Source organism: Alphaproteobacteria bacterium (genome assembly GCA_019695395.1).
Lineage (GTDB): Bacteria > Pseudomonadota > Alphaproteobacteria > JAEUKQ01 > JAIBAD01 > JAIBAD01.
The window spans coordinates 1-20,525 of record JAIBAD010000009.1; the positions used below are offsets into that span (position 1 = coordinate 1).

Annotated in this window: 13 protein-coding genes; 7 read left to right on the plus strand and 6 right to left on the minus strand. The window is 31.8% G+C overall.

All coding sequences use genetic code 11. The features are described 5' to 3' along the window. The 5 genes from K1X44_02550 to K1X44_02570 form a co-directional block, all read left to right on the plus strand. On the plus strand, window positions 1-390 hold a 390-nt coding region (locus K1X44_02550), incomplete at its 5' end, for a penicillin acylase family protein (GenBank protein ID MBX7146171.1). A gap of 29 nt (window positions 391-419) precedes the next feature. After that, entirely contained in the window at window positions 420-1,652 is a 1,233-nt protein-coding gene (locus K1X44_02555) for a threonine ammonia-lyase (protein ID MBX7146172.1), read from the plus strand. Window positions 1,653-1,670: 18 nt separating this feature from the next. Continuing rightward, window positions 1,671-3,041, plus strand: coding sequence for a pyridoxal-phosphate dependent enzyme (locus tag K1X44_02560; GenBank protein ID MBX7146173.1), 1,371 nt, complete (start codon window positions 1,671-1,673; stop codon window positions 3,039-3,041). A 25-nt stretch (window positions 3,042-3,066) separates the two neighbouring features. Continuing rightward, window positions 3,067-4,239: a PLP-dependent aspartate aminotransferase family protein gene (locus K1X44_02565; protein ID MBX7146174.1), complete on the plus strand. Its 1,173-nt coding sequence runs from the start codon at window positions 3,067-3,069 to the stop codon at window positions 4,237-4,239. 17 nt (window positions 4,240-4,256) lie between these two features. Further along, window positions 4,257-6,254 carry a VacB/RNase II family 3'-5' exoribonuclease gene (locus tag K1X44_02570; protein MBX7146175.1) on the plus strand — a complete coding sequence of 666 codons (1,998 nt, stop codon included), beginning with the start codon at window positions 4,257-4,259 and terminating at the stop codon, window positions 6,252-6,254. Here the strand turns inward: K1X44_02570 and K1X44_02575 are convergent. Beyond that, the gene (locus K1X44_02575; protein MBX7146176.1) at window positions 6,251-6,961 is read right to left on the minus strand and encodes a class I SAM-dependent methyltransferase; all 711 of its coding nucleotides are present in this window, start codon (window positions 6,959-6,961) and stop codon (window positions 6,251-6,253) included. The two genes, K1X44_02570 and K1X44_02575, sit on opposite strands and share 4 nt — an antisense overlap. A gap of 198 nt (window positions 6,962-7,159) precedes the next feature. Between K1X44_02575 and K1X44_02580 the strand changes: the two genes are divergently transcribed. Beyond that, window positions 7,160-7,732: a hypothetical protein gene (locus K1X44_02580; GenBank protein MBX7146177.1), complete on the plus strand. Its 573-nt coding sequence runs from the start codon at window positions 7,160-7,162 to the stop codon at window positions 7,730-7,732. Window position 7,733: 1 nt separating this feature from the next. On the opposite strand, the gene gabT is transcribed toward K1X44_02580, so the two are convergent. Both gabT and K1X44_02590 read right to left on the minus strand, forming a co-directional pair. Beyond that, entirely contained in the window at window positions 7,734-9,026 is a 1,293-nt protein-coding gene (gene gabT, locus K1X44_02585; protein ID MBX7146178.1) for a 4-aminobutyrate--2-oxoglutarate transaminase, read from the minus strand. Window positions 9,027-9,080: 54 nt separating this feature from the next. Continuing rightward, window positions 9,081-9,635, minus strand: a complete 555-nt coding sequence (locus K1X44_02590; GenBank protein MBX7146179.1) for a DJ-1/PfpI family protein — start codon at window positions 9,633-9,635, stop codon at window positions 9,081-9,083. Between the two features lie 109 nt (window positions 9,636-9,744). Here K1X44_02590 and K1X44_02595 point away from each other — a divergent pair, with 109 nt between their 5' ends. Continuing rightward, the gene (locus K1X44_02595) at window positions 9,745-10,914 is read left to right on the plus strand and encodes an MFS transporter (GenBank protein ID MBX7146180.1); all 1,170 of its coding nucleotides are present in this window, start codon (window positions 9,745-9,747) and stop codon (window positions 10,912-10,914) included. Here the strand turns inward: K1X44_02595 and K1X44_02600 are convergent. From K1X44_02600 to K1X44_02610, 3 genes are all read right to left on the minus strand, one after another. Continuing rightward, window positions 10,904-12,964 carry an FAD-dependent oxidoreductase gene (locus K1X44_02600; protein MBX7146181.1) on the minus strand — a complete coding sequence of 687 codons (2,061 nt, stop codon included), beginning with the start codon at window positions 12,962-12,964 and terminating at the stop codon, window positions 10,904-10,906. The genes K1X44_02595 and K1X44_02600 overlap by 11 nt on opposite strands. A gap of 66 nt (window positions 12,965-13,030) precedes the next feature. Next, window positions 13,031-15,088 (minus strand): penicillin-binding protein 1C, encoded by a 2,058-nt coding sequence (gene pbpC, locus K1X44_02605; GenBank protein ID MBX7146182.1) that lies wholly within the window; start codon window positions 15,086-15,088, stop codon window positions 13,031-13,033. A 56-nt stretch (window positions 15,089-15,144) separates the two neighbouring features. Further along, window positions 15,145-20,406: an alpha-2-macroglobulin family protein gene (locus K1X44_02610; GenBank protein MBX7146183.1), complete on the minus strand. Its 5,262-nt coding sequence runs from the start codon at window positions 20,404-20,406 to the stop codon at window positions 15,145-15,147. Between the last annotated feature and the right edge of the window lie 119 nt (window positions 20,407-20,525).

Below are 20,525 nucleotides of genomic sequence, written 5' to 3' on the forward strand. Positions count from 1 at the left end.
ATAGATCAACAATATGGTTATGAAATCAATAATATATCGTGGGGCCATACACATTATTTAAAAGCAACCAATTTTATTTTAGATAAAATTCCTTTTTTAAACCAATATATATCTAAAAATATACCAACAGATGGCGATAATGAAACAATTTCACGTGGGACGTTTACTTATAGTGTAGATATTGATAATTTTGAACATATACATGGGTCTGGATTACGAACGATTATGGATTTAAGTAATTTAAAAAACTCTCTTTTTATGATTTCATCAGGACAATCAGGCAATTTTTTTTCACCAAATTATTATGATCTTTCTTTTCTGTGGGCAAATGGCCACTATACAACCTTAGATAACCCAGCTAAATATACCTTGGAACTTGTACCTAATTAATAAAAAAATATATAAATTGGGAGTATAGAATGGATATAACATTTAGTGCAATTGAACAAGCCGAAGCTTTAATCGGGAATAAAATAGTTAAAACCCCTGTTATTGCTTCCCCTATTTTATCCCAATTAACAGGTACAGCTGAGATTTTTATAAAACTAGAAAACCAACAATATACAGGTTCTTTTAAAGATAGAGGTGCTTTAAATAAACTTATACGTTTAACCCAAAAAGGTAAAATAACAGGCGTTATTGCAATGTCTGCAGGTAACCATGCACAAGGTGTTGCTTGTTATGCGCAAAAACTTAACATTCCTGCAACTATTGTGATGCCAGAAGGCACACCTTTTAACAAAGTTGAACGAACTAAAACTTTTGGCGCCCGAGTTATTTTAAAAGGTGAATCTATTGATCAAGCTGCAGCTTATGCCCATGAACTAGCACAAAAGGAAGATTTAGTATTTATTCATCCTTATGATGATCCCGATATAATTATTGGACAAGGAACATTGGGATTAGAATTTATGAAAAGCTATTCTGATTTAGATATTTTAGTTGTTCCAATCGGTGGTGGTGGGCTTATATCTGGTGTTGCCACGGTTGTTAAAGCAATTAATCCCAAGATAAAAATAATTGGCGTGGAAGCAACTTTATTTCCTTCCATGCATCATAAGATAAACAATTTGCCACCTAGTTCTGGTGGACAAACAATTGCCGAAGGTATTGCCGTCAAATCACCTGGGGAATGGACAATTCCCATTGTTAAAAAATACGTTGAAGAAATTTTATTGGTTGACGAAGCTATTCTTGAACGTGCTGTTGAAATAATGGCTCTTAATCAAAAAATGGTGACGGAAGGAGCAGGTGCTGCAGGATTGGCAGCTATCCTAGCTTTTCCCAATATCTTCAAAAACAAGAGGGTGGGATTAATTATATCTGGCGGAAATATTGACCCCAGAGTTTTATCCCAAGTTTTAATGCGTGGTATGTTAAAAGATGGAAGAATGGTTACGTTGCGAATTGAAATTAATGATCAACCCGGTGTTTTAGCAAAAGTTTCAGGATTAATTGGCGCCCAAGGCGGCAATATTATTGAAATTCATCATCAACGTATGTTTTCTGATTTAGCTGTGAAACTTGCGGATGTTGACGCTGTCATAGAAACACGTAATATAACACATATTAACGAAATAGCAGATTCATTAAGGCAAGCTGGTTTTGCCACACGAATATTAAGTAGCAGATCTTATGATAAAACATCTTAACATATTAGGAAATAATATATGACAGCCTATTCTTCAGCATTGGATATGATTGGGAATACACCTCTTTTACAAGTAACAAAAATAGACACAGGTCCCTGCCAACTTTTTTTAAAATTAGAAAATCAAAATCCTGGTGGATCAATTAAAGATCGAATTGCCCTTTCTATGATCGAAGAAGCGGAAAAAAAGGGTCTTCTTAAACCTAAGGGCACAATTATCGAAGCAACTGCTGGAAATACAGGATTAGGATTAGCCTTAGTTGCTGCACAAAAAGGGTATAAACTTATTCTCGTTATACCTGATAAAATGTCTCAAGAAAAAATATTTCATTTAAAAGCTTTAGGGGCAGAAATTGTGCTAACACGTTCTGATGTTACCAAAGGACATCCAGACTATTATCAAGATCTAGCATATAAATTAAGTAAGGAAATTCCTGGTTCTTATTATATTAACCAATTTGAAAATGAAGCCAATATATTTGCCCATGAGAAAGGTACAGGACCAGAAATATGGCAGCAAATGAACCATCATGTTGATGCTATCATTTGTGGGGTGGGATCAGGTGGTACTCTTACAGGATTAGGACGTTTTTTTCAAAAAACATCTCCTAATACAAAATTTATCTTAGCAGACCCAAAAGGTTCTATATTAGCTGATGTTATAAAAACTGGTCACAAACCAGAACCGGGATCATGGTTAGTTGAAGGCGTTGGCGAAGATTTTATTCCCGCAATTACTGACCTATCTTATGCCAACGATGCCTATACAATTGATGATAAAGAAAGTTTTGAAACTGCACACTCTTTATTAAAACATGAAGGTATTCTTGCTGGGTCTTCATCAGGTACGCTTATTGCGGCGGCTTTACGTTATTGCCGTGCACAAACCAAACCACAAAAAGTTTTAACTTTTGTCTGTGATAGTGGAAATAAATATCTTTCCAAGATGTATAATGATCATTGGTTATTTGATCGTGGATTATTAAATAAAAATAAATTTAATGATTTACGTGATTTAATTATTAGATGTAAATCTGAACGATCGGTTATTACAGCTTCACCTCAAGATACATTACTAAGTGCTTACAATAAAATGAAGCTCTATGATATTTCACAACTTCCGGTAATCAATGATAAACAAGCTATTGGTCTTATTAATCAAAATATACTTTTTTCTGCTATAGCAAAAAATCAAACTGCATTTGATCATAAAGTTGAATCAATAATGGTTAAAGAATTCGTTGAAATAGACATTAAATCACCCTTAGATGTGCTGAAACAACTTCTTTTAGATAATGAAATTGTTATTGTAAATGATAATCATGCGTTTTATGGTCTTATAACACGTATTGATTTTTTAAGCTATTTATTACGTCAACCAAAAATTTAAATTATTTATTTTAAGTATATTTATTATGACAAAATCATCTTCAAAACTTTCTAACAGACTTGGGTTTTCAACTCGCGGTATTCATGCTGGTCAATATCCTGATCCATCTACGGGTGCAATCATGATGCCTATTTATGCCACATCAACTTATGTGCAAGAAAGTCCTGGGTTACATAAAGGTTATGAATATTCACGGACGCACAACCCAACCAGATTTGCCTATGAAAGATGTGTTGCTGATCTTGAAAACGGTGAAAGAGCATTTGCTTTTGCGTCAGGAATGTCTACAGCTGCAACAATTTTAGAATGTCTTCCTAGTGGTTCTCATATTATTGCTATGAATGATTTATATGGGGGTACATATCGTCTTTTTGATCGTGTAAGGCGCCAATCTGCTGGATTAGAATTTAGCTTTGTTGATCTTACGGATCATGATACATTAAAAGAAGTTATAAATTCAAATACGCGGATGATATGGGTTGAAACACCAACCAATCCTTTATTAAAAATTGTTAATTTAGAATTTATTGTCTCATTTGCAAAACAACATCACCTTATTACTGTGGCGGATAATACATTTGCAAGTCCAATTATACAAAGACCACTTGAATTAGGTTTTGATATTGTAATGCATTCTGCGACTAAATATTTAAATGGTCATTCTGATATGGTGGGTGGCATCGCTGTGGTCAATAATAGAGAGCTTTGTGAAAAAATGGCCTTTTTGCAAAATTCAATTGGTGCCATTGCCAGTCCTTTTGATAGCTTTTTAGCCTTAAGAGGATTAAAAACGTTAGCATTAAGAATGGAACGTCATTGCCAAAATGCTTTAAACATTGCCAAATGGTTAGAAAAACATTCAAGAATTGATAAAGTAATATATCCAGGATTACCTTCTCATCCTCAACATCAATTAGCATCTAAACAAATGTCTGCATTTGGTGGGATGATTACTATTTTGATTAAGGGTGGATTGACAGATGCTAAACGCTTTTTAGAACGTTGTGAGATATTTGCACTTGCAGAAAGTTTAGGTGGAGTAGAAAGTTTAATTGAACATCCAGCAATTATGACCCACGCATCAGTACCAGAAAATATACGTCGTAAAATTGGTATTACAGATAATTTAGTTAGATTATCTGTTGGTATCGAAGATGAGGCAGACCTTATCAAAGATTTGGCAAGTGCGTTACTTTAATTTTTTATATAAAAATTGTGAAAAAAAAATTCCATCCAAAGAGCAAGTTTAACAAACAAAAAAATAAAATTTCATATAATCGAGATCCTGTAAAATATGAAATAGTAGATTTTTTACCTACTAAACAAAAGATATTAGCACGACTTTACAAAAGCAAGAAAAAGCCAATACTTTTATCTTTAACAAAAGCTGAGCTTACAAAAATTTCTTTAAAACAGGGCGATGTCATTACGGTAAAAATACTTGCTTCAACGCGTCATCATATCAAAGTAAAGATTATACAAAAATTATCTTCACTTCCAGAGAAAAAAGTTGGCTTATATCATCAATCGTCACATAAACATTATGTCGAAGTTTTAAGTTATAATAAAAAAGAAATATATCCGTTATCCGATGATTTTTATAAATTTGATTTAAAAGATGGTGATATAATTTATTTTGAAATAATTTGGGGTAAAAATTATGATTATACACTCAATATTTTGAAACGTCTCTGCCATCAAAATGATAAAGATGCCATCAACCTTATTTCATTATACGAACAAAATATTAACATAAATTTTTCAGATAAATCACTTGATAATGTTCAAAATATTAAAATTCCTTCATTAAAAGGTAGGGCTGATTTACGCTCATATAAATTAATTACAATTGATGATAAAGATGCTAAAGATTTTGATGATGCAGTTTGGGCTGAGCCAGATGCAAACACTGACAACAAAGATGGCTGGCATATAATTGTTGCTATTGCTGATGTAACACATTATGTAAAAACTGGAGATGCTTTAGATCATGATGCATATCTGCGTGGTAATTCTATTTATTTACCTAATTATGTTGTCCCTATGCTTCCCCCAGAATTATCTAATGGTTTATGTTCGTTAAAACCTGGGGAAGAACGCGCATGCCTTGCAGCACATATTTGGATTAATCATAATGGCAATATTATCAATCATCGTTTTGAGCGCGGTATTATGAAATCGGCTGCACGTCTTACCTACCAAGAAGTTCAGCATATATATGAACATAAAAATGCTCCCTGTCCCATTGATCGTAAAAGAATAGTTTTTTTATATCAAGCATATGCATGTTTTTTAAGGGCACGAGAAAAAAGAAATAGTTTAAATCTTGATCTTCAAGAACCCTTGATAATTTTTGATAAAGAAAAAAAAATTCAAGATATTACTTTTCGTCCCCATTATGATAGTCATCAATTAATAGAAGAATTTATGGTTGCCGCAAATCAAGTTGCAGCTATAACATTATATAAAAATCACATCCCAACTCTTTATAGGGTGCACGACAAACCTGACCCAATAAAAATTGAAGAACTAAAAAAATTTATACACTCATTAACATCCATCAAATTTGATAATAAAAATTTAGATTTAAATAAATTATTAAAATCAATTCATAATACACCTTATCATAATATAATTCACAATTTAGTTTTGAGAAGCCAAGCACAAGCTGTATATCATGATCAAAATACTGGTCATTTTGGATTAGGATTAAAATATTATTGTCATTTTACGTCGCCCATTAGACGATATGCTGACGTTATAGTTCATCGGGCTTTAATTCAATATATAGAATCTAATGATAATGAAATTTATGATAGAAGCTTTAACAATCTTTCTCTTATTGCATCGCATATATCAAAAACAGAAAGGCAAGCAGCACAAATAGAAAGAAATGCCATAGCAAGATATATGGCTAAATTTTTAGAAAATAAAATTGGACAGAAATTCAAAAGTAAAATTTCTGGCATTAATAAATCAGGAATTTTTGTTAGAATTAATAATATTGGTGCCGAAGGTCTTATCCCTATTTCAACTTTATCTGATGATATTTATGATTACTCGCCGTCCACTTATAGTTTAAGAGGAAGAAGAAAAAAGAAAAAATATCAATTAGGTCAGGATATTACAACCTGTCTTGAAAAAACAAATTATCTTAAAGGTAGTATAATTTTTTCTATTGTTGATGAAAAACAAAAAAAGAAAAAAAATTAAAAGTCTTCGGTTCTTTCTAATAATTCAAAAGTAGAATAATTTTTTGATTTATTCCAAATGACCCGATATTTTCTTTTTAAATGACGGCATAAAAAATGCATATTATTTGTTTGACCAGCCAATAACATATAAAAACCTTCTTTTAAGGTACTTTCATATAAAAGAATATCAGCTGTAATTTGGGAACGTAACCGTCCATCCTCTTGAATAAAACCCAGCCCATTAATCATACTTGATACATCATGAACATGAGGACCATCAATATAGACAAAATCTGGCGTAATATTTGGCAAATCTCTAGATAAATGACACAATTCACCTTCAATAATTTCTGCTTCTGTCGTGGTTTGTCTAATATCAATAAAATAAGATAAATATTCTGGTATTTTCTGTTCTAAATTTTCTATCCAAAAAGGATTTGTTTCAACAGACCATAATTTACCATAAAAAGCAGGATCAACACCTTCAGCACCCCAATTTTCATCTTGAAGATTCTGATATAAAGCATGTGCTATAACCAATGTACTAAACCCAACACCAAATTCGATAATACGACGTGGACGACGTTTTCTTATCAAACGATGAAGTAAAGCTAACATAAAAGTATTAGGTGGTAGTTCGCTTTCATCCCCAGAAAAAAGGATATCGATAACACCTTGCTCTTTTAAGTAGGTTTCTGCTTTTTCTTTATCATTCTTTGATATCATTATCCCCATACAATCCAAATCTTATAATGATCTACTATCAAATACCGTTTTCTTAAAATAAAGCCTATAATGCTTATTAAATCATAAATTATCAAGAACTTATATTTTATGTTATAAAATAAAGTATAATTTGGTTTATTTGAATAATTAAGGTACAATAAAAACATTAATTAATAAAACCATCTTAAAGAGGAAATTATGAAAAATTTCAGGCTTTTTTTATTAGTTTTTTTATCTGCTCTTGCTTATCAAGAATATGCAATAGCACAATCAATTGAAAATTTAAAACCTGCGCCAATTAATGAAACACAATTAAAAAATGGCCTAAATGTTACCTATTATTATCAAATGTTTAATGATATTGAGACATTAGAACAAGAACAAGGTGGAAGCAAAGGTAAGCCTATTGGAAATATTGATTCTCCAACTCCATCAGGTAATGTTTTAACCTCTGATAAAAATATGGGTGTCGGGGCACATATTACTGGGTTCATTAAATTTGATAAAAAAGGTAATTATCTTTTAACCATTTTATCAAATGATGGGATCAAATTAACTGTTGGTGATAAACTGGTTTATGAAAATCCCTATGTTCATGCAGATGAAAAATCTAACCCAATTACCTTAAAAATTGATGAACCAGGATGGTACGACCTTAAAACTTTTTATTTTCAGAAAAAAGGTACATCAGCTTTACAATTTTCATGGGTTGAGCCAAATTCAACTGAACAAAAAATTATCCCTGCAGAATTTTTTGCTCATCTTGAATAATTTAATTTTTAACATTAAAAACTTGTTCTAGAGAACTTTTGATAGTTTCTAACCCTTCAACTAACAGCTCATCTTGAATGGTTAAAGGCATTAAAAGTCTTATAACATTGCCATATGTCCCGCATGATAGAATAATCAAATTATTTTTTAATGCTTGACTAACAAGGGCTTTAGTTAAATCAGAATCTGGTTCATTATGCATGCGATCTTTAACCAATTCAAACGCAACCATTGCCCCTAAACCACGTACCTCCCCAATACAATTAAATTGATTTGATTGTGCCATATTATTTAAAAAATCAGTCATTTTTTTACCAATAATTTGTGCACGTTCAAGAAGTTTTTCCTCTTGAATTATATCAAGAACAGTAAGTCCAGCAACACAAGCCAAAGGATTACCAGCATAAGTACCACCCAATCCCCCGGGTTCAACTTGATCCATAATCTTACTTTTACCCACCACTGCTGACAAAGGAAACCCACCAGCTAGACTTTTTGCCACTGTAATTAAATCAGGTTTTACTTTGGAATGTTCAATAGCAAACATCTTACCAGTTCTGGCAATACCTGATTGCACCTCATCAGCAATTAATAAAATACCATAGTGTGTACAAAGATCACGTAATTGTTTTAAAAAATTAAAAGGAGCAATATAAAATCCCCCTTCCCCTTGTATAGGTTCAATAACTATAGCTGCCACGCGTGATGGTTCAACATCTGTTTTAAAAAGAGATTCCAATGCTTTAAAGCTATCTTCCTCAGCCACATTATGCAATTTATTAGGAAAAGGTATGTGATATACCTCAGCAGGAAAAGGACCAAATCCAGATTTATAAGGCACAATCTTACCCGTCATGGCCAAAGTCATCATAGTACGACCATGAAATCCACCTGTGAATGCTATAATTGCACTGCGTTTAGTTGCAGCTCTTGCAATTTTTATAGAATTTTCTAAAGCTTCGGCACCTGTTGAAAAAAAAATTGTTTTATTATTTTCACCAGTAGGAGCTAATTGATTAAGTTTTTCTGCCAAAGTAATATAAGATTCATATCCAATGACTTGAAAAGCTGTATGATTATAATTTTGAAGCTGTTTTGAGACAGCATCAATAATTTTTGGATGAGAATGACCTGTATTTAAAACTGCAATACCGCCAGCAAAATCAATATATCGTTTTCCTTCAACATCCCAAATTTCTGAATTCTTTGCTTTTGCTACAAAAACAGGGGCTATAGTTGCAACACCACGCGGAACAGATTGAGTGCGCCGTTTTAATAAATCTTGATTTAACATAAGCCTTCCTCATCAAAAAAATTCAAATGCATATTGAATAGTATCGCATTCTTTTTAAGAAGCATAGCCCAAAGGTTTAACCGTCAGCATAATTTCATCAGCAATTTTTTGATCAAGTAACTTTTTTATTATCCAGTAACTTAAATCAGCTGAAGCAAGACAAGCTGCTGCTGTTGCAATATTATTATGTTCAACAAAACTTTGTTCAATGTAAGAAATACCCATATTTTCCAAAAGAATTTTAGCAGTTGGATAAGTTGTTGCAGTTAACCCATTTAATAAACCTAGGGCTGCTAAAATTAAAGCGCCAGAATCAATAGCTGCAATAATTTGCCTTTGTGGATCAAGTTTTAGATTTGATAACCATGTTTTATCTTGATATAATTGACGTGCACCAGGTCCACTTGTTACAAATAATGCATCATAATCTTTACAATTATTAATAGAATTATGTGTATTAATTGTAATACCTGTCATAGAGGTATGGCTTTTTTTACTTCCAAGAAAATGGACCGTCCAATTTTGATTTTCAACCCTATTTAAAATATCCCAGGGAATAAAAACGTCAATATCCGTGAAATCATCAAATACAATAATACCTATATGCATGTTATTTTTTTTAGTTAATATTATAAACTATTAGCATAATAATAGTTTATTGTTACAATCAAATAAAATTTTGTTTCATAATGTAACAATAATAATTTTTATCGGTAAAATGATTTACAAAACAATATATAAAATTATTCCTATTTTATTATCGTTAGCATTTTTTGAAGCATCCTTTGCTATCTTACAACCTGTTATAATTTTGCAATTAGCTGCCAATAATTTATCTTCAAATATTATTGGTATAATTGGATCATGTTTTTATATTGGGTTTCTTTTAGGTACATTAAGTAGCTCCATTTCCTTTAAATATTTAGGACACTTCAAAACATTTTATAGTTTTTGTATTATAGGAGGAACTATTACGTTATTATATATTCCAATTAAACATCCATTATTATGGGCAATATTTTACATTATTATAGGCTATATAATAGCAGGCTTATTTGTTATAATTGAAAATTGGCTTAATCATTTATCTGATCAAGGAAATCGTGGGCGTATTTTATCAATTTATGGGGCTACATATTGGTTAGCAGCAGGTATAGGACGTTTAGCTTTAAATATTAATAGTTTAAATGGAAATATATTTTTTATATTAGTTAGTATAGGTTTTTTTGTTTCTATAATTCCTATATTTTTAATAAAGCAAAAAGAAGATTTTGCTATTACATCATCAAATTATACTTCTTCCAATAAATTATCTCAAATTATGAATATGGGTATATTAATATGTTTTTTTACAGGTTTAATCAGTTCATCATTTTTCAATTTATTTCCCTTATACAGCAATAAGATTGAATTAACAATTTATCAACTTTCACTTATTTTAAGTATTAGCCAAATTATCCCTTTTTTTATTGAGTTTCCTATTGGCTGGATCTCTGACAAATATGGCCGAATTAAAATTACAATCATAATTATATTAATAGGTATAGGTGCAAGTAGCATAATTATTTTAAATAATAATTTATCTTTTTATTCACTATTAATTTTAGTACTTATTGAAATAATAAGCACAGCACCTCTTTATACACTAGGTACAAGCTATACAATAGACTTATTTAAAAAAAATAATTTAGTCTTTATCAATTCTGCCTTACTTTTTAGCTGGGCTAGTGGGGCTATAATTGGGCCAGCAATGGCTGGCTATTTATTTGAATATATTGGACAAAAAGGTTTATTTTATTTTATCATTGGATGTCAAATTACTCTCTTATCAATTATAATTTTATCCTTTTTAAAGAAATATATTTATTCTCTATCTATCAACTCTTAGTCGAATAAGATGGAAGTTCACGATAAAAGCCGACATTGGATAAAATATCATTATCAAACTCACGGGCTGTTTTATGACCACTATAAACCGCAGCTGCAATAGTGGCAGGTGCATAACAATCACCAATAGCTGTTAATGTATATTCTTTATATTTATTGTTCATTTCTAACTTTAATTCATTATATAATTTATTATTAGGTAGGCGGGATGTTACAGAAACCAAAGATTTACAATTCAGTTTCTGCTTTTTACCTGTATAAATACAGCCGATTTCTATGTGATTTTTATCTACAGATATAATATCACTAGCTGTATATAATTTTACACCTAACTCTAATAATCTTTTTTGAATTCTATCATGTTCCAACGTATGAATAGTCCAAGCAGATACAGATGTTGCAGGTGTAATTATGCAAACCTCTTTACCTTGTTTAGCTAATTTTTCTGCTAAAACACCACCCATATAATAATGATCATCATCAAAAATTGCTACAGGACCAAATATATCCTTTTCATTCATAATGTCATCAGGTGTATAAATATTTATTGTATTAAACCCATTAATAGGAAATCCATGTTTTCTTCCAACACCATCATTACGCCAAAATGACCCAGTTGCTATAATAACATGGGGTACGGCAAATTCTATAACGTCTTGATAAGATAAATGACTGTCATAATAAATAGACACATTTGGCATTTTATTAATTTGCTGCATACGATATTCTCTAACCCTTATCCATTCAGCTAAGCCTGGTAATCTGCATTCATAAATTAATCTTCCTCCTAATTCTTTTTTTGCCTCAGCAAGATGAACCCGGTAACCACGTTGTCCCAAGGCCCTTGCACATTCAAGACCGGCGGGGCCAGCACCAATAATTAAAATTTCTTTATCTGATTTCTTGTCTGAAATAATTTCTGGATGCCACCCTCTACGCCATTCTTCACCTATAGTTGGGTTTTGGGTACACCGGATAGGTGTCGATGTCATATCACCAGATACACATATATTACACCCAATACATTCACGTATATCTTCCAACCTTCCTTGTTCAATTTTTTTTGGTAAAAATGGGTCAGCAATTGATGGACGAGCAGCCCCTATCATATCAAGAATACCACGCTTTAATTGTGATACCATAGTATCAGGTGATGTAAACCTTCCAACACCAACAACTGGTTTTGTGGTTATTTTTTTAACAAAAGAAATATATTCTTCTTGAAAAGATTCAGAGGAAAAACGCGAGGTCGCAGAATCATTGCTCCAGTTACTGATGTTTACATCCCATAAATCTGGAAATTCGGCGAGCATTTCAATAATTTCTCTGCCTTCAACGTTGCTTACAATACCATTATTTCCTAAAAGTTCGTCTACCGCAAAACGTACTGCAACAGCACAACTATCCCCAATTGCTTCTTTTGTATCAACAATTACTTCTTTTAAAAGACGTATTCTATTTTCTAAACTACCCCCATATTCATCTAATCTATGGTTACGTCGTTTTTGAATAAAATGCATAGGCAATGATAAATCATGACCAGCATAAACATAAATAATATCAAATCCCGCTTTTTTTGCACGTAGAGCTGCATCTTTATGCCATTTTCTAAAAAGCTTTATATCTTCTTTATCCATTTCTTTTGCTTGGTATGGGGCATACCAATTAACTGGTTGATGGGATGGCGCAAGTGGAACTTCGCGACTATAAAGATTTGCACAAGCAGGTCCGTTATGTACAAGTTCAACCGCGGCAAGTGCATCATATTTATGCACAGCATCACACATTTTGGCCAAAGCAGGTATATCATGATCATCCCATAATCTTGCCTCTGGATAAGGTGCAACATCACTGGATGGATGAATTTCACATTCCTCTGTTGAAATAACGGCCCATCCCCCCTCTGCTTTCATTTCACGCATTGCTGCAACTGAAGATGGCATGGGATGTCCCATACCATTACAATGAGGTACTTGAAAAAATCTGTTTTTAGCAGTTTTTGGACCAATTTTTATTGGCTCAAATAAAATATCGTATCTAGAATCCCTCATGCTTAATCCCTTAATTAATTTTTGAAGAGTATAGATTTACTATTAAAATCAATAAAGAATTTATTATTAGGGTTGTAACCATATATTAATTGAATTGCTTTGCCCTGCTTGGTCCATAACAGTAACTGATAATGCCCCTGCACTATCTGGTTTCCATTCAATTTGACGGCGAAATGATGTTGTTATTAAATGACCATTTGCAAACCACATTAATGGTAACTTTCCACCTGTAGTTTGTAAAACTAAATTTTCCATAATTTCTTTATCCTTTTTAAGTTGAATAACAGTTTGATCAATTGGATAAATAATTTTTAACATATCGTTTTTAGCCGTAGAGATCAAAGATGATTTAGTATCTAAATAGAAATGCTGTAAATTATTGGGAAGATCCGAATTACTTATATCTAATGCTTGTACTGGTTTATTATCTTTTATTTCAATACTTTTATAATCTTTTGGTAATCGGTCAAAAACTTCAAAAAATAGAGGTGCCGCATCTTTTAAACCAAGACGTTCTGGTGAAAAACTTCCGCTTGGTCTTCCAACCCAAACCCCAACAGTATAATGTTGGTTATATCCAATTGTCCATGCATCCCTAAATCCATATGACGTACCTGTTTTAAAAGCTAAGGATTTCGGGTTGTTAATATATAAAGGATCAATTTGATTTGAAGGCAAGGGTGTTTCTTCTAAAATTTTTGTTGTATACCAACTTGCCATTTCACCTATAAGACGTTCTGAATATTGCGATGAATCAAGAGTGCTATAAGCAAGAGGAATATATAAACCTTGATGAGCTAAAGTTAAATAAAGTTGGACAAGATTTTGCAAATTTGCACCAATTCCACCCAACGCAATGGGCAATCCTGCCAACATTTCACCTTTGGGTAAAATAAGATCTGCACCTGCTTTTTTAAAAAGTGTTATTAATTGAGAAGAGCCAAGTTTTGCAAGTAAAGCAACCGCAGGAATATTGCGTGAAAATTGTAAAGCTTGTCTTGCCGTAATTTCCCCAAAAAATTGATGATCAAAATTTTTTGGGGCATATCCACCAAAACGCATAGGAATATCATCCATTATCGTTTCTGGATGAATTAAAAAATTATCAAATGCTAATGCATAAATAAATGGTTTTAAGGTTGAACCAGGTGAACGGATGGCTTGGACCATATCATTGGCCCCAAAAAAATTATTATTTTGATAATCACTGGACCCAATATAGGCTTTAATATTCCCCGTCTTATTTTCAGCTACGATCATAGCAATCGTCGTATCTGGTTCAAGAAATGATTGTTTTGTATAAGCAAGATCTAAAAGACTGTTTTGTAAATTTTGATCAATATAACTTTCGATAACAGATTGATTGGGATATTTTTTTCTTAATAGATAAGCAAGATGGGGAATAATATTATTATTTAATTGCTGTTTAACGGGCACTGGTTGATCCATAGCCTCAAGTGCTTGGATTTGATTAATAACACCCTTATCTGCCATTATTTTTAAAACATGATTACGTGCATTTAAAGCTTGCTTAGGAAAACGATCAGGTCTTAATGTTTCAGGTGATTGAGGTAAAGCAACTAGCAACGCAGCTTCAGCTAAATTTAAATGGGTTGGCTCTTTACCAAAATATATAAGTGATGCTGCCCTTATGCCCTGAAGATTCCCCCCATAGGGGGTAAGTGTTAAATATGTTTGCAGAATTGTATTTTTATTATAAGCAATTTCAAGATTAAATGCTTTAATACATTCAATTAATTTTTTCCATACCGTTCTTGGGCCAGGTTCCAAGAGTCTTACCGTTTGCATGGTAATTGTAGAAGCACCAGAAACTATTTTATTATTTTGTATATTCTGAATTAAAGCTCTACCAATACTTAAAAAATCAACCCCATAGTGATTAAAAAAATTTTTGTCCTCATAAGCAAGAAGCATTTGAACAAAACCCGGATCAAGGTTATCCAAATCAGGTATAAATCTTAAATATCCATCATCTGTTAAGAATTTATGAATAATTTTTTTATTGGTATCCAAAATACTTACTGATTGTTTTGCAATAGGCAAATTCCATAATGGATTATATAAATTCCACGCATAAAAAAAAGTGAAAAATAATAATGCCATACCACAATATATAAATAAATATTTATATATCTTTTTACCTCTAATCACAAAATAACCTAACGATCAGAAATTGTTAAAGATGATTGGATACCTCTACCTCTAATTGATGGCGCATAAGCTGCTTCTACAACAGATGCTGGCAAAATATATGAGCCTGATGTAACGGCACGAACAATATAAGCTACTGTAAATTGCCCCTGCTTTTCATTTGAATTAAGATTAAAAACTGCCCTATAACGATCATCTAAAAATTCGCTATACGTCAAATTCGTTAATTGAGGCAACCATCTTAATTCTTCAATTAAACGACTATTTGCTAATCGGGCATTTTCAATTTCTAACCCTGCAGGCAATAAATCTGTTAACAGTATGTCTTGCTGACCAGGTGATTGCATTTTTCCTTCAATTAAAACAACAAACATATCACCTTGTTTAATTTTTAAAGGATCAATTTTTTTACCATCAAAACTATACAATTGTTTTTTAACAACCAAACCTTTTTCTTCTGCTGGTAAAACGGCAATGGGCAATGCTGAAAATGTATAATTAACCCACAAAGGAAAATCATTTAAATTATGAATATTAAGACCATTTTTTGGCATTGTATTTTTATCAAATTGAAATTTAATATTTTTTCCTGTTTTCTTTCCATCAATACCATCAATTGATAGATCAAAATTTTCAACTTCTTTATAAGTTAATTGTGCAACCAAACTAATCCATGCTTTTTCTTGTGTACTTAAATTATCATAGGTATTAGATGATAATAGCATACCATAAAGCTCCTGGATTAAATCACCTGTATTAATTTCAGAATTTTTACTTTCTAAAAGCAAATAGATAAGCAATGCTTGATCTCTTATAACCGATCCGTAATCATAATAATTATAATAATCATTGGTCATTGCATCTCGTCGTTTAATTCTGGTAACCGCTTTTTTAAACGCATTAGTTGAACGTGACTGATCCCCATAAAATGCTAAAGCTGCACCAATTTGTGCTGTAGCTAATCCTGTTGGCATCAGATCAATATAATTATCAAACATATAACGGGCATCTGATATATTACCTGCATTAGCTTTGGCCAATATGTATATCGCATAGGCTTTTGAACCCAAAGCATAAGATTTCATATCATCATATGCTTTAATATATTGATCCAGCCATTCCAGCCCTTTTTTAAAATTGCTTTCAGAAATTGTAAAACCAGCTCGTTGAGCTTCTATAAGAAAATCCATTGCATAAGATGTAAGCCATGGATCCGTTTTATCATAGGCATTCCATTGACCAAAACTACCATCCCATCTTTGCTTTTCAAATATAAGATTAATAGATTTTTGAATCTGTTCTTTTACATTATATCCTAATTCTTGTTGAAATACCTGATCTTTTTTTAATTTTACCAAAGAAATTAAAGGTATAGAACGGCTAATAATCTGTTCAGATCCGCTATAAGGATAAAGATCTAAATCTTTGATAATTTTTACAAAATCAAAATCCAAACCAGAAGAAATGTTCAAATCAATTTTTACAGAAGAATTTATATATTTTGATAAAGCTTCTGTTTCAATTTTTAAATTTTCTTGTCCTAAAATCTTTTTTAAAGAATTTTTTACAACAGGGAATTGAGAAGACCGAATAGTAATAGATGCTTCCTTTTCCAATACAAAATTATTTGGTCCTTTCAGACGCATTGTTAAAGTATCGACACCAATATCTTTTCCTATTATTCCAACCTTATAAAGCTGATTTTGTTGGGGTTTTAAATGAATTTTTCCTTGGTTTTGTTTTAAAGTAATTAAATTATTTTTTGTACCAAGCTCTAATTCATAATCACCTTCTGGTGCTTCCAAATTATTTAATATAATTGTTGCGGTACTGGTATCTGCTAAAGCTAAAAATCTTGGTAAATGTGCCTCCACAACCAACGGATCCCGTACAATTAAATTTTTTTCTAATGATCCAACTTTATCTTTACTATAGGCTACTGCCATTAAGCGTAATTTACCATTATAATCTGGTATATTTAAAGGAACATTTACTTTACCATCTGATGATACATTAACAAGCCCTGAAAATAATGAAACAAGTTTAATTTCTGATGGCGTACCGCGTCTTGTCACACTATCCCCACCTTCTTTAAGTAAGCCTCTTTCACCTAACTTACCTTTTATTAATTGACTATAAAGATCCCGAATATTGACACCCAATTGTCTTTTTCCAAAAAAATAGGTTAAAGGATCGGGACCTTTATAATCTGTTAATGTCAAAATTCCTTCATCCACGGCAGCAAGTGTTAGATATATTTTATCTTGTCCTTGAAAATTATTAATTTGAATAGGAACATTAAATGACTGACGTGGTGCTGTGTATTCTGGCACATCCATCGTTATATCAAATTTATGGATAGTTTGATCAATACCTAACCAATTCAGACCAATTGCTCTATTCGGGCCATAAATATTATTGCCAGAATCTGGTCTAAAAGCTGTTACAATAAAATATGCACCTGCCCCCCAACTTTCATCAACTTTTAAATCAAATGGTACATCTTGATTATTAGTTATTTTAATGTTCTTTTTAAATAAAATGCGATCAGTTGCCACCATCAATAAAGCTTCCCCATCAAATGGAGAATGTATTATGATATGAGCCATATCACCAGGTTTATATGTTTCTTTATCAGAAACAATTTTTAAAGTATCAGGTGTGTCGCCAGCTGTGGGTAAAACAGAAAACCCTGATGTAAATCGAATACTGGATGCAACCCCTGTTTCTAGGTCAGAAACCTCAAATCGATAATGACCAAAGGCTAATTTTTCACCAATTTTTCCTGGTTGGTCTTTACTTAAAGCTAAATCGCCTTGTTTAATAACTTTATCTCTAACAATTAATTTATAATCCCAAAAATTAGACCCAGCATTATAATACCATTGATAATCCCAATTTTCTTCTATGAGACGCCAAGATAATTTTGGATAATCTTGTATTTTACCTTCGCTATCTACAGCAATGATAGAAAATGCAGCCTCGCTATTTTCCGATACAGTACTATTTTCAAACAAAGGTTTAATTCCAAACATAGTATTTTGGGATTGAATAGGTAATTCAGCATTTTCAATAACTGGTCTACCGCTTGGCTCAAAAACTGAAACATTAATTTTAGCTAAAAGTGGTTGGGTAAGTGTTTCAACGTTGATAGCTTTAATCGGCAATATAAATTGCCCTTTATCATCTGTATATGCATCATCATATACTTGACGTGTTGGCACAAAATCTTCTTCTACAAGACCAAAATGATAATCTTTATATCCAGGAAATGGTTCTGGATTTTGCAAAATATTTAATTCAGATTTAATAAGCAATTTTTGAGCAGGTGCCCCATATAAATAATTTGCTTGAATATTAAGATTATTTTCTTGTGCAGGCAGAATTCTTTTAGCGTCAGATGATAATTTGACCTCAATTCTGGCTGGTACAACTTCTTCAACAAGATATGTAATTTCCCCTATGGGTTTATCATTTGGATCTGCATACGCAATAATTTTCCATTGACCTGTTCTAGCTGTTTCCGAAATATTAAGATCATAAATATACCCACCACTACCTTGGTTATTAAGAATAAATTTATTAACTTCTGTTCCATCAGGTCTATATGTTTTAAGTGTCAATGGTAATTTTTCCACGGCCTTAGATTGTTTATCACGCAATAAACCAACCAAATGAACCGTTTCTCCTGGCCTATACACACCACGATCTGTATAAAAATAGAGATCATAAGCATTAGGTGATACTCGCCCGCCTACCCCACGATCACTTAAATCAAAAGCAGGTTTAGCTAAATCTAAAAAAGAAAAATCATCATTCAAATTCGCCATAACCGCAAGTGGTGTTTTGCCTGCACTACCGCGCGCAAATCCTTGGTCAAAATGAACTAATCCATCTGCATCAGAAACTTTAGAAATTAATTCTTCATTATTTTTGGCATATAATGTTATTTTTGCACCTTGAATTGGTTTAGTTGTTGCCAAAGATCTGATATTAACCGTTATTCCATCTTGTCCCCAAAAACTTGTTAACCCCAGATCACTAATGATTACCCATTGCGTTGCATAAACTTGATACCCATGATCATCATATTTTTTTACTGGTGCTGCTGTTAAAACATAAACCCCTGGTTTGATATCTTTAATTATAGCTGTAATAGGAATAGACGTAATAATTTTTTGATTAGGTACGTTTTTGATATCAACGGTACCTTGCCATATCTTTTCACCATAATTATTAGCAATTCGTTCTTGACTATATGAATCAAGAGATGCCAAAAAAGAATAAAAGAAATCTCCATCTTTTTGTAAAGCTTGGGATATCATATTTCTATCATTAATTCTTAAAAGTTTTAAAGAAGCTTGATTATAATTAACTGAAATTAATGGTATACCTTGCGTTCCTATTTTAGGTAATACATAGGACGATCCCTGAAATCCTAGGCTTGGAGTTCTTGAAGCTTGATTGACAATAATTTGTTCGTTTTTATTAAGCTTATTTCCTAAAATACTAGGAATACCTGCTAAAATGTTAACTGTATATTTTTGTTCGTAATTAAAACCTGATACACATAAATTTTCATCTTTCACCGAAATAAGCGGATCAATTTTTGGTTCAATTTTAATATAATCCATCCAAAATTGATTTGAATTAGTAGGTAATTTTTCTGTAAATGTTATACATAATAAACGCTGATCACCTTCATCGTTTAGGGATGAAGATTGAATAGAAAATTTCATGTTATTTTCAAAAAATTCTATTTTACCTTGCGCTGTATTGTTTGAAAATATTTCTTGGCTTTTTCTATAAATAATTAACGCATAAGAAGGTTGGTTATTTTCTTCATACCATGCTGCAATTTCATTTAAAATTTTAACTTGACCTTGGGCTGATGGCTCAATTTTATAAGCTTGATAATCTGCCGCAATAAAATCCATAGACCCAGTTTGCTTTAATGCCTTACCAAGATTAACCCAATTTTCACTTGTATTTTGTTTTGGTAACGTCAGAATTAATTTTAAATTTTTGATAACCGATTGGATATCGCCAGAAGCTTGATCAATAGCTATTTGTTTACGTAATGCAGGAATTTGTATATTTTTATTATTATCAGATAAACTTTTTTGTATATCAAAAGAAAGATTATCTGCTTGTTGGGCAAGTTCTGCCCAAATAAGATCTGATTTTTCTGGTAATTGCTGTGAAAATACCAAATTCCATGGGACAAAAAAAGAAAAAAACAAAATTCCCCAACAAACAATCTTACGCATAAAACTTAGCCTCATATTCAAAAAATAAATAATTCATTGAAATAAAAATAATGTACCTTGGCTTATCAAAATATTCAATTCTCTTAAATACTACCCTATACTTTATCGCGCAAATAAGA